Genomic DNA, 12,238 nt, shown 5'->3' on the forward strand with positions numbered 1-12,238 from the left:
GTTAACGTTGAACTAACAAGAGAACCCTTAACAAACGCCATGAGCGACGACAATTCACACAGTAGCGACACGACAACCACTAAAAAGGGATTTTTCTCCCTCATTCTGAACCAGCTTTTCCACGGCGAACCGAAAAACCGTGATGAACTGCTGGAGCTGATTCGTGATTCCGGGCAGAACGACCTTATCGACGAAGATACGCGCGAAATGCTCGAAGGGGTGATGGACATCGCCGACCAGCGCGTCCGCGACATCATGATCCCCCGCTCGCAGATGATTACCCTGAAACGCAACCAGACGCTGGACGAGTGCCTCGATGTGATTATCGAATCGGCTCACTCACGTTTCCCGGTCATCAGCGAAGATAAAGATCACATTGAAGGGATTTTGATGGCGAAAGATCTGCTGCCGTTTATGCGCAGCGATGCCGAAGCCTTCAGTATGGAAAAGGTGTTACGCCCGGCCGTGGTTGTGCCGGAAAGTAAGCGTGTGGATCGGATGCTGAAGGAGTTTCGCTCCCAGCGCTATCACATGGCGATTGTTATTGATGAATTTGGTGGCGTTTCCGGTCTGGTCACAATCGAAGACATCCTTGAGCTGATCGTGGGCGAAATCGAAGACGAGTATGACGAAGAAGAGGATATCGACTTCCGTCAGCTGAGCCGCCACACCTGGACCGTGCGCGCGCTGGCCTCCATTGAAGACTTCAACGATACCTTTGGCACCAGCTTCAGCGATGAAGAAGTGGACACCATTGGTGGTCTGGTGATGCAGGCCTTCGGCCATCTTCCGGCCCGCGGTGAAACCGTTGACATCGATGGTTACCAGTTCAAGGTCGCAATGGCTGACAGCCGACGTATTATTCAGGTTCACGTCAGAATGCCGGACGACTCACCGGTGCCAAAACTGGAAGATTAATGTAAATGGCATTTGCCCCACTCTTTGAACGCCAGCGCGTCCGTTTGCTGCTGGCGCTGTTACTCGGAGCCAGCGGTACGCTGGCTTTTTCTCCTTACGATATCTGGCCAGCCGCTATTCTCTCCCTGATGGGGCTACAGGGGCTTACCCTGAACCGTCGTCCGGTACAGGCCGCGGCCATCGGCTACTTCTGGGGGCTGGGACTGTTTGGCTCTGGTATCAACTGGGTCTACGTCAGTATCGCGCAATTTGGCGGAATGCCGGGGCCGGTTAACGTCTTCCTGGTTGTGCTGCTCGCCGCCTATCTTTCGCTCTACACTGGCCTGTTCGCGGGCATCCTGTCTCGCCTGTGGCCAAAAACGACCTGGCTGCGCGTGGCGATAGCGGCACCCGTTGTCTGGCAAATCACCGAATTTCTGCGCGGCTGGGTACTGACCGGCTTCCCGTGGTTGCAGTTCGGCTATAGCCAGGTAGACGGCCCGCTGAAAGGCCTGGCCCCGGTCATGGGCGTGGAAGCCATCAACTTCCTGTTGATGATCGTCAGCGGCCTGCTGGTGCTGGCCCTGGTGACACGTAACTGGAAGCCGCTGGTTGCCGCGTTAATCCTGTTTGCCCTGCCCTTCCCGCTGCGTTATATCCAGTGGTTTACGCTGGAGCCCGCGCGCGCCACGCAGGTTTCTCTGGTCCAGGGCGATATCCCGCAGTCCCTGAAATGGGATGAGAATCAGCTGCTGAACACGCTGAAAATCTACGCCAACGCCACTGAAAAGGTGATGGGCAAATCGCAGCTCATCATCTGGCCTGAGTCTGCGATCCCAGACCTGGAGATCAATCAGCAGCCCTTCCTGAAGATGATGGACGATCTGCTGCGCGCACGCGGCAGTACGCTGATCACCGGAATTGTGGATGCGCGTCTCAATCAGCAGAACCGCTATGACACGTACAACACGATCATTACGCTCGGTAAGGGCAGCGAATACAGCTATACCTCCACCAATCGTTACAACAAAAACCACCTTGTACCGTTTGGCGAATTTGTTCCGCTGGAGTCTATTCTGCGCCCACTGGCACCGTTCTTTGATTTGCCGATGTCCTCATTCAGCCGGGGCCCTTACGTTCAGCCGCAGCTGCATGCGCACGGTTTTGCCCTGACGGCCGCCATTTGCTACGAGATTATCCTCGGCGAGCAGGTGCGCGATAATTTCCGCCCGGACACCGACTATCTGCTGACCATCTCAAACGATGCGTGGTTCGGTAAATCGATTGGTCCGTGGCAGCACTTCCAGATGGCGCGAATGCGTTCTCTGGAGCTGGCGCGTCCGTTGCTGCGCAGCACCAATAACGGCATTACCGCCGTGATTGGTCCGCAGGGTGAAATCCAGGCCATGATCCCGCAATTTACCCGTGAGGTGCTGACTACTAACGTCACGCCAACTACCGGGCTCACCCCTTACGCGCGCACCGGGAACTGGCCGCTGTGGATTTTGACCGTGCTGTTCGGCTTTGGCGCAGTGCTGATGAGCCTGCGTCAGCGTCGTAAATAACCTTACCTTCTGTTGCCGGGTGGCGGCTACGCCTTACCCGGCCTGCTCTCCGGCGCCGGCGCCACCCGACAATTTCCTCCCAAACTTCAATTCTGGCACGCCTGTTGCTTTGTTTAATTACATCAACGCTGTCTGGCTTAACGTGCAACCTTGTCGCACCAGCGTAGATCATCGGTAGCACCGAAATGGTGCAACGAGGGATTATTGCCTCTGAATGGTGCGGCGCGCTTCGCAAAAATAAACAATAACGCAGCAAAATCTTTACATTAAGCCAGACTAAATGTTAACAAGCTTGCATAACACTGCACTCGCATTGCGCGAGATATAACAACATCACAATGGGTATCTATGCGTCACTGGCGCTGATAAGAAAGGAGTTGGGTATGCAATTACGTAAACTGGCCACAGCAATGCTGGTTATGGGAATGTCTGCGGGGGTTGTCCACGCTGAAGACGCTCCGGCAGCAGGAAGCACTCTCGACAAGATTGCCAAAAACGGCGTGATCGTGGTCGGCCACCGTGAATCTTCTGTCCCGTTCTCTTACTACGACAACACGCAAAAAGTCGTGGGCTATTCACAGGATTACTCCAACGCCATCGTTGAAGCCGTGAAGAAAAAGTTGAACAAACCTGACCTGCAAGTGAAGCTGATCCCCATCACTTCACAGAACCGTATTCCTCTGCTGCAAAACGGCACATTTGATTTTGAATGTGGCTCAACCACCAACAACCTTGAGCGTCAGAAACAGGCCGCTTTCTCGGACACCATCTTCGTTGTGGGCACCCGCCTGCTGACGAAGAAAGGCGGCGACATCAAAGATTTTGCTGACCTGAAAGGCAAAGCGGTTGTCGTGACCTCCGGTACCACGTCCGAAGTGCTGCTGCACAAGCTGAACGACGAGAAGAAAATGGACATGCGCATCATCAGCGCGAAAGACCATGGCGACTCCTTCCGTACCCTGGAAAGCGGCCGTGCCGTCGCGTTTATGATGGATGACGCTCTGCTGGCAGGCGAGCGCGCCAAGGCGAAGAAACCAGACAACTGGGAAATCGTCGGTACCGCCCAGTCGAAAGAAGCCTACGGCTGTATGCTGCGTAAAGGTGACGAGGACTTCAAGAAACTGATCGATGACACCATCGCTCAGGCGCAAACCTCCGGCGAAGCGGCAAAATGGTTCGACAAATGGTTCAAGAACCCAATTCCACCAAAAAACCTGAACATGAACTTTGAACTGTCTGACGACATGAAAGCGCTGTTCAAATCACCAAACGACAAAGCTCTTAACTAATTAGAACGACAGGGGCGGGATCTCCTGCCCTCTCGATTGTCGGGAAGCATGGACAGACTATACGTTGAGTGGTCGTTCCCCACTCAGCGCAAAAATTGAGCTTCTCACCAATCTTCGAGGGTAGCGCTGCTACCCTTTTTTTTCTGGAGTTTACTATGTCAATTGACTGGAACTGGGGCATCTTTCTGCAACAAGCCCCGTTCGGCAACACCACCTATCTCGGCTGGCTGTGGAGCGGCTTTCAGGTTACCGTTGCATTATCGATAACGGCGTGGATTATCGCGTTTCTTGTCGGTTCGCTGTTCGGTATTCTGCGTACCGTCCCTAACCGTTTTCTCTCTTCGATTGGCACGCTCTATGTGGAACTGTTCCGTAACGTTCCGCTGATCGTGCAGTTCTTTACCTGGTATCTGGTGATCCCGGAACTGCTGCCGGAAGATCTCGGCATGTGGTTTAAGGCCGAGCTGGATCCTAACGTACAATTTTTTGTCTCCTCTATGCTGTGTCTGGGGCTGTTCACCGCTGCGCGCGTCTGCGAGCAGGTACGTGCCGCCATACAGTCACTGCCGCGCGGGCAAAAGAATGCGGCACTGGCGATGGGCCTGACTCTGCCTCAGGCCTACCGTTACGTACTGCTGCCGAACGCTTACCGCGTCATCGTTCCGCCGATGACGTCCGAAATGATGAACCTGGTAAAAAACTCGGCTATCGCCTCAACCATTGGTCTGGTAGATATGGCGGCGCAGGCGGGCAAACTGCTGGATTATTCCGCTCACGCATGGGAATCCTTCACGGCGATCACGCTCGCCTATGTTCTGATTAACGCATTTATCATGCTGGTGATGAACCTGGTTGAACGCAAAGTACGCCTGCCGGGCAATCTGGGGGGCAAATAAATGTACGATTTTGACTGGAGTTCCATTGTTCCCTCCATGCCCTATCTGCTGGATGGACTGGCAATCACCTTAAAGATCACCGTTATCGCCATTATCGTCGGTATTGTCTGGGGCACCCTGCTGGCAGTGATGCGCCTGTCGAGCTTTAAGCCGCTCGCCTGGTTTGCCACGGCTTACGTTAACGTGTTCCGCTCCATTCCACTGGTCATGGTGCTGCTGTGGTTTTATCTGATTGTTCCCGGCTTTTTACAGAACGTACTGGGACTGTCGCCAAAGACCGATATCCGCCTGATCTCTGCCATGGTGGCGTTTTCCATGTTTGAAGCCGCCTACTACTCAGAGATCATCCGCGCCGGTATTCAGAGTATCTCGCGCGGGCAGTCCAGCGCTGCGCTGGCGCTCGGTATGACGCACTGGCAGTCTATGAAGCTCATTATTCTGCCGCAGGCGTTTCGCGCCATGGTTCCGCTGCTGCTGACGCAGGGCATCGTCCTGTTCCAGGATACCTCCCTGGTCTACGTGCTGAGTCTGGCAGACTTCTTCCGTACCGCCTCCACCATTGGCGAACGTGACGGAACGCAGGTTGAGATGATCCTCTTCGCGGGCGGGGTCTATTTTGTGATTAGTTTAAGCGCATCGCTGTTGGTCAGCTGGCTGAAGAAAAGGACGGTATAATGATTTCCCTGAAAAATGTTTCTAAATGGTATGGGCACTTTCAGGTGCTGACCGACTGCTCAACAGAAGTGAAAAAAGGCGATGTGGTGGTGGTCTGCGGCCCGTCCGGTTCCGGTAAGTCCACGCTTATCAAAACCGTTAATGGGCTGGAACCTGTCCAGCAGGGCGAGATTGTCGTTAACGGCACCAAAGTGAATGACCGCAAAACCAACCTTGCCCAGCTTCGCTCCCACGTAGGGATGGTGTTCCAGCATTTTGAGCTGTTCCCTCACCTCTCCATCATTGAGAACCTGACGCTGGCGCAGGTGAAAGTGCTGAAGCGCGACAAAAAAGCGGCGCGCGAAAAGGGCCTGAAGTTGCTGGAACGCGTCGGGCTGTCTGCACATGCGGATAAGTTCCCGGCGCAGCTTTCGGGCGGCCAACAGCAGCGTGTGGCAATCGCGCGTGCGCTGTGCATGGATCCGGTGGCTATGCTGTTTGATGAGCCGACGTCCGCGCTCGATCCTGAGATGATCAACGAAGTACTGGACGTCATGGTGGAGCTGGCGCACGAAGGGATGACCATGATGGTGGTGACGCACGAAATGGGCTTCGCCCGTAAAGTGGCCAACCGCGTGATCTTCATGGATGAAGGGAAAATTGTTGAAGACTCACCAAAAGAAGAGTTCTTCGCAAATCCTAAATCTGAACGTGCAAAAGACTTCCTCGCCAAAATCCTGCATTAATCTTTTTAGTGCGCAATCTGCGGATTGCGCACTGCTTCACGATTTAGATCTCTTTTTCTATTCGGCTTCAAATCACAGCGTTAACCTTGTCACAAATAATGCTGAGAATGGAGAACGCTATGGCACAGCCAATTATTCTCGACTGCGATCCGGGTCATGATGACGCGATCGCACTCGTCCTTGCTCTTGCTTCCCCTGAACTGGACGTAAAAGCTGTCACCTCCTCCGCCGGAAACCAGACGCCGGATAAAACCTTGCGAAACGTGTTGCGCATGTTGACGCTGCTGAAACGCACCGATATTCCTGTCGCAGGTGGCGCCGTTAAGCCGCTGATGCGCGAGCTGATCATTGCGGATAACGTTCACGGTGAAAGTGGGCTGGATGGTCCGGCGCTGCCGGAGCCGGATTTCGCACCGCAAAACTGCACTGCCGTCGAGCTCATGGCGAAGGTGCTGCGTGAGAGCGCAGAGCCCGTGACGCTGGTGGCTACCGGCCCGCAGACCAACGTAGCGCTGCTGCTGAACAGCCATCCTGAACTGCACAGCAACATCGCCCGTATCGTCATCATGGGCGGGGCAATGGGGCTGGGGAACTGGACGCCAGCAGCAGAGTTCAACATCTTCGTTGACCCGGAAGCCGCGGAAATCGTCTTCCAGTCGGGCCTGCCGATTGTGATGGCGGGGCTGGACGTTACCCACCGCGCACAAATTATGGCGCAGGACATCGAACGATTCCGTTCTGTGGGCAACCCGGTTGCAACGACCGTGGCAGAGCTGCTCGACTTCTTTATGGAGTATCACAAAGCCGAGAAGTGGGGCTTCCACGGCGCCCCGCTGCATGACCCATGCACCATCGCCTGGCTGCTGAAGCCGGAAATGTTTACCACGGTCGAGCGTTGGGTTGGTGTGGAAACACAGGGGAAATATACCCAGGGAATGACGGTGGTGGACTATTACTCGCTAACGGGAAACAAGCCGAATACCACGGTGATGGTGGATATCGATCGGGAAGCGTTTGTGGATTTGCTGGCGGAGCGGCTGGCTTATTATATGTAGTCCGAAAAAACAGTACATTATTGGGCATTTTAGGCGGTTCTGCTGCCTAATGCCCTTATCATGCCTCCCTCACACTAAAAACCTCATTAAATAAAACAAGCAAGAAAAAACAGAACGCTTTTATTTGATAATAGCTAAACCATTAGCCCCACCCATTTGTCACAATTATTATTACTTGCTACTGATTCACTCCTCATATAAAAACAATGAATTCTTTTATGGATACTTTCAAAAGTGAGATAAACATCACTTTGCTTCGCAAGGACATGTTCGATGATCGAATGAACATAGCAAGGGAGCACGTTATGTATTACAGCGAAGAAATTATTAAGCAACCTGGAACTGACAAAGAGCTATCTGTGCGGTTAGATAAAGCGTTAATAGGCGTTAAAGAAGTCGTACAAGATTATGTAAATGGTCTTGGCGATGCCACAACACGCTTACTTTATTATACATCCTGTCTTACAGAAAATTATCAAGATGTTTGTAAAAAACTTGGTTCTGAAGATGTCAGATTTATTTGCGCTCTATATGAACTAGTCAAACATAGAAATGTTATGTTTCGAATGTTGAATATATATATAGAAACCCTCTTAAAAATATAAAAGCGATGTAGAAAAGAAAACAATCCTTGAAAACTTAACGCCATTCGCCAAAAACTATTCCATTAAATACATTTCAAAAATGGTTTGATTTACTCTATAACATCATACATATGCTACGGAAACAAAATGAATTTATTTGTTCAGAATGCATTAATGAAAAAAATAGGAAGCAGAGTTGGGTGGGTCATAGGAGGACTGAATATTTATGGGATTGTACAACGTGCTGCTGATAGCGCAGATAATCTCAAAAATTTCTGCCCAATATTTTATTACGCCTTATATAGAGAGGGGTTAGAAATGATGTATTTCTTGATCGAACCCATGATCATGAAGTCTGGCTATCTAAATATTAGCACAGCATCTGATGAAGAAATTGTCAGAGCACTTAAGAGAATGATGTGAAAATGCTTAATTTGATGAATAATCTATTAAGAAGATGTATCAGGCGTTTTTATAATAGTATCAAAGATGATTGCATCAACAATATTATAGGCTGTGGAATAATTTTCCTTATAGCCATAATCTCCATTTTGGTTTCTATTTTTGTCGATAATAACAAAATTACATTTGGAATTATCACCTTGATAGTAACACTAACACTTTCACTAATATTTTTTTTCAAAGGGAAAGAATGAAATGACTATCCCGGCACATATTTGGCTCATCGATGACAATGGCTCACCTTTGACAGGAGAGTGTTTAATGCCATCACGATTGGGTTCCACTGAGCTTAAGTCCTTTAATCATTCGGTATGGATTCCTACAGACCATAATACAGGGAAACTGACTGGAACACGTCTTCATGTACCGATTAGATTTGAAAAAGAGATAGACCGGCTCACACCCTATCTATTCAGAGCCGTATGCGAAGGAAGAATACTGATTGAAGCTTTAATAAAAATGTATAAAATTAATGATGCAGGAATAGAACTGGAATATTTCAATATAAAGCTGGAAAATGTAAAGATAACTCAAATCTCCCCCGTTCTATTTCCAGTAGGTATTGCAAGTAAACATATGGAAGAAGTTGAAATTCGCTATGAGTCTATAGAATGGAAGTACACTGAAGGAAACATAATGTAAAAAGACTCGTGGAATGAAAGGGTCACAGCCTAAAGAGGGTGGAAATCTTTCGGGAAACGTTTGGATATTTACTGGCGGAGCGGCTGGCTTATTATTCTGCGGCCTGATGCCCTCACCCCGACCCTCTCCCACAGGGAGAGGGTGCAAACAGTTTTGCTTTTACCTACGGCTCAAACGGCCGACGCTGGAACTGGTCGTGCCCGCACTTCGGACACAGCGACAACACCTCCGGCGTATAAACGGCAATATGGTGGTGGCACTTCTCACACACCAGGTTCCCCAGCCCCACTACTTCGCCGCTGTGATAGACACCGTGGTGGTTTAAATCCTGGAACACCTCGCGCCACTCCAGTTGAGTTTTATCGGTAATATCCGCCAGCTCCTGCCACAGGCTCTCTTTAATTACCCGCATAAAAACACTGTCGGCGATCTCGTCCTGGCTCTCTTCATAGCTTCGCGCGAACTCCTCCAGGTCGCGGCGCACGGCGCGCGTTACCTCTTCCACTTCGGTTCGCGTTAACTCACCCGTTTGCGTCACGCGTGCGCGTGCCTGTTCGACCAGCGCGTCGATATCACGCTCGCCGTTACGCAGCCGTTCCGTCAGAGTCGCTAACAGTTCACGGTAAAATTGAGCAACCTTGTTCATCATTTTGCCTCCCGGGTAAGTAACTGTCTCTAATAATAGACCTTATTTCGTCGCCGCTTTGTCAGGTGAAGCACAGACCCGGTAAAATTCCTGCAAAGTGCATTTGCGTGAAAGGCTGTTTTGACGCGGGCGTTTGGGCTATGCTATGCGGATCTGAATTACCACATCCATTGGCTACATTTGTAGCTGTATTGAACACAGGACCACTGGCTGCCATGCAAGAGCAATACCGCCCGGAAGAGATAGAATCAAAAGTCCAGCAACACTGGGACGAGAAGCGCACCTTTGAAGTAACCGAAGACGAGAGCAAAGAGAAGTATTACTGCCTGTCGATGCTTCCCTATCCTTCTGGTCGACTACACATGGGCCACGTGCGTAACTACACCATCGGTGACGTGATTGCACGCTACCAGCGCATGCTGGGCAAAAACGTTCTTCAGCCTATCGGCTGGGATGCGTTCGGCCTGCCTGCTGAAGGCGCGGCGGTGAAAAACAACACGGCACCGGCTCCGTGGACGTACGACAACATCGCGTACATGAAAAACCAGCTGAAAATGCTGGGCTTCGGCTATGACTGGAGCCGCGAGCTGGCAACCTGTACCCCGGAATACTACCGCTGGGAGCAGAAATTCTTCACCGAGCTGTATAAAAAAGGCCTGGTGTACAAGAAGACCTCTGCCGTTAACTGGTGCCCAAATGACCAGACCGTTCTCGCGAACGAACAGGTTATCGATGGCTGCTGCTGGCGCTGCGACACCAAAGTAGAGCGTAAAGAGATCCCGCAGTGGTTTATCAAAATCACCGCCTACGCTGACGAACTGCTGAACGATCTGGACAATCTGGACCACTGGCCAGATACCGTTAAGACCATGCAGCGCAACTGGATCGGCCGTTCCGAAGGTGTGGAAATTACCTTCAACGTTGAGAACTACGATCAAACCCTGACCGTCTACACCACCCGCCCGGACACCTTCATGGGCGCGACCTACCTGGCCGTGGCCGCAGGTCACCCGCTGGCGCAGAAAGCGGCAGAAAACAATCCAGAACTGGCGACCTTTATCGACGAATGCCGCAACACGAAAGTGGCCGAAGCCGACATGGCGACGATGGAGAAAAAAGGCGTTGATACCGGCTTCAAAGCGATCCACCCGCTGACGGGCGAAGCGATCCCTGTCTGGGCCGCCAACTTCGTACTGATGGAATACGGCACAGGCGCCGTGATGGCCGTGCCGGGTCACGACCAGCGCGACTACGAATTTGCCACCAAATACGGCCTGACCATCAAGCCTGTTATTCTTGCTGCTGACGGCTCTGAACCCGATCTCTCTGAGCAAGCGCTGACTGAAAAAGGCACCCTGTTTAACTCCGGTGAGTTCAGCGGCCTGAGCTTTGAAGAGGGCTTCAACGCCATCGCCGACAAGCTGGCCTCCCTGGGCGTGGGCGAGCGTAAAGTGAACTACCGTCTGCGCGACTGGGGCGTTTCCCGTCAGCGTTACTGGGGTGCGCCAATCCCAATGGTGACGCTGGAAGATGGTACCGTGATGCCAACGCCAGAAGATCAGCTGCCGGTGATCCTGCCGGAAGACGTGGTCATGGACGGCATCACCAGCCCGATCAAAGCCGATCCTGAGTGGGCGAAAACCACCGTCAACGGTCAGCCAGCGCTGCGTGAAACCGACACCTTTGACACCTTTATGGAATCCTCCTGGTACTATGCGCGCTACACCTGCCCGCAGTACAAAGAAGGCATGCTGGATTCTGATGCAGCAAACTACTGGCTGCCGGTAGACATTTACATCGGTGGCATTGAACACGCCATCATGCACCTGCTCTACTTCCGCTTCTTCCACAAACTGATGCGTGACGCAGGCCTGGTCAACTCCGACGAGCCGGCAAAACAGCTGCTGTGTCAGGGTATGGTGCTGGCAGATGCGTTCTACTACGTTGGCGCGAACGGCGAGCGTAACTGGGTTTCTCCGGTTGATGCGATTGTCGAGCGCGACGAGAAAGGCCGTATCGTGAAGGCGAAAGACGCTGAAGGTCATGAACTGGTTTATACCGGCATGAGCAAGATGTCCAAGTCTAAAAATAACGGCATCGACCCGCAGGTGATGGTTGAGCGTTATGGTGCGGATACCGTGCGTCTGTTCATGATGTTCGCCTCCCCGGCAGATATGACCCTTGAGTGGCAGGAATCCGGCGTTGAAGGGGCCAACCGCTTCCTGAAGCGCGTCTGGAAACTGGTTTACGAGCACACCTCTCAGGGCGATGCGCCAGCGCTGAACGTAGCTGCACTGACTGAAGATCAACAGGCGCTGCGTCGTGATGTTCATAAAACCATTGCGAAAGTCACCGATGATATTGGTCGTCGTCAGACCTTCAATACCGCAATTGCGGCTATTATGGAACTGATGAACAAGCTGGCGAAAGCCCCGCAGGATGGCGAGCAGGATCGCGCGTTAATGCGTGAAGCGCTGCTGGCGGTCGTTCGCATGCTGAACCCGTTCACGCCGCACGTTAGCTTTACCCTGTGGCAGGAGCTGAAAGGCGAAGGCGATATCGACAATGCGCCGTGGCCAGTGGCGGATGAATCCGCTATGGTGGAAAACACCACGCTGGTGGTGGTGCAGGTTAACGGTAAAGTGCGCGGTAAAATTACCGTCGCGGTCGACGCAACCGAAGAACAGGTTCGCGAGCGCGCAGGCCAGGAGCATCTGGTCGCGAAATACCTTGAGGGCGTTACCGTACGTAAAGTGATCTACGTACCTGGTAAATTGCTGAATCTGGTCGTTGGCTAAGCGC

12 protein-coding genes are annotated in these 12,238 nt (G+C 52.0%); 11 read left to right on the forward strand and 1 reads right to left on the reverse strand.

Translation table 11 applies throughout. The annotated features are described in order from the left end of the window. The first annotated feature begins 39 nt into the window (after window positions 1-39). From corC to ACOTX1_RS05330, 10 genes are all read left to right on the forward strand, one after another. Window positions 40-918 carry a CNNM family magnesium/cobalt transport protein CorC gene (corC, locus tag ACOTX1_RS05285; protein WP_003858679.1) on the forward strand — a complete coding sequence of 293 codons (879 nt, stop codon included), beginning with the start codon at window positions 40-42 and terminating at the stop codon, window positions 916-918. Between the two features lie 5 nt (window positions 919-923). Beyond that, a complete protein-coding gene (gene lnt / locus ACOTX1_RS05290; RefSeq protein WP_023315631.1) occupies window positions 924-2,462 on the forward strand; it encodes an apolipoprotein N-acyltransferase in 1,539 nt (512 codons plus the stop codon). Window positions 2,463-2,845: 383 nt separating this feature from the next. Further along, a complete protein-coding gene (locus ACOTX1_RS05295) occupies window positions 2,846-3,751 on the forward strand; it encodes an amino acid ABC transporter substrate-binding protein (RefSeq protein ID WP_003858681.1) in 906 nt (301 codons plus the stop codon). Window positions 3,752-3,906: 155 nt separating this feature from the next. Next, window positions 3,907-4,647 carry a glutamate/aspartate ABC transporter permease GltJ gene (gene gltJ / locus ACOTX1_RS05300; protein ID WP_015571133.1) on the forward strand — a complete coding sequence of 247 codons (741 nt, stop codon included), beginning with the start codon at window positions 3,907-3,909 and terminating at the stop codon, window positions 4,645-4,647. Next, window positions 4,648-5,322 carry a glutamate/aspartate ABC transporter permease GltK gene (gene gltK, locus ACOTX1_RS05305; protein ID WP_003858686.1) on the forward strand — a complete coding sequence of 225 codons (675 nt, stop codon included), beginning with the start codon at window positions 4,648-4,650 and terminating at the stop codon, window positions 5,320-5,322. Then, window positions 5,322-6,047: an amino acid ABC transporter ATP-binding protein gene (locus ACOTX1_RS05310; protein WP_006809622.1), complete on the forward strand. Its 726-nt coding sequence runs from the start codon at window positions 5,322-5,324 to the stop codon at window positions 6,045-6,047. Before gltK ends, ACOTX1_RS05310 begins: the two co-directional genes overlap by 1 nt. 119 nt (window positions 6,048-6,166) lie before the next feature. Beyond that, window positions 6,167-7,102 (forward strand): pyrimidine-specific ribonucleoside hydrolase RihA, encoded by a 936-nt coding sequence (gene rihA, locus ACOTX1_RS05315; RefSeq protein ID WP_023315630.1) that lies wholly within the window; start codon window positions 6,167-6,169, stop codon window positions 7,100-7,102. 305 nt (window positions 7,103-7,407) lie between these two features. Beyond that, window positions 7,408-7,707: a hypothetical protein gene (locus ACOTX1_RS05320; RefSeq protein ID WP_023315629.1), complete on the forward strand. Its 300-nt coding sequence runs from the start codon at window positions 7,408-7,410 to the stop codon at window positions 7,705-7,707. A gap of 126 nt (window positions 7,708-7,833) precedes the next feature. Then, complete coding sequence (locus ACOTX1_RS05325) at window positions 7,834-8,109, forward strand: hypothetical protein (RefSeq protein WP_050583760.1); 276 nt, start codon at window positions 7,834-7,836, stop codon at window positions 8,107-8,109. Between the two features lie 234 nt (window positions 8,110-8,343). Continuing rightward, window positions 8,344-8,790 (forward strand): Hcp family type VI secretion system effector, encoded by a 447-nt coding sequence (locus ACOTX1_RS05330; RefSeq protein ID WP_032634450.1) that lies wholly within the window; start codon window positions 8,344-8,346, stop codon window positions 8,788-8,790. A gap of 163 nt (window positions 8,791-8,953) precedes the next feature. On the opposite strand, the gene ACOTX1_RS05335 is transcribed toward ACOTX1_RS05330, so the two are convergent. Next, entirely contained in the window at window positions 8,954-9,436 is a 483-nt protein-coding gene (locus ACOTX1_RS05335; RefSeq protein ID WP_032634656.1) for a zinc ribbon-containing protein, read from the reverse strand. 215 nt (window positions 9,437-9,651) lie between these two features. Here ACOTX1_RS05335 and leuS point away from each other — a divergent pair, with 215 nt between their 5' ends. Next, the gene (gene leuS / locus ACOTX1_RS05340; RefSeq protein ID WP_022650605.1) at window positions 9,652-12,234 is read left to right on the forward strand and encodes a leucine--tRNA ligase; all 2,583 of its coding nucleotides are present in this window, start codon (window positions 9,652-9,654) and stop codon (window positions 12,232-12,234) included. Window positions 12,235-12,238 lie beyond the last annotated feature (4 nt).

Source organism: Enterobacter cloacae complex sp. IR5401 (assembly GCF_049238425.1).
GTDB lineage: Bacteria > Pseudomonadota > Gammaproteobacteria > Enterobacterales > Enterobacteriaceae > Enterobacter > Enterobacter hormaechei_C.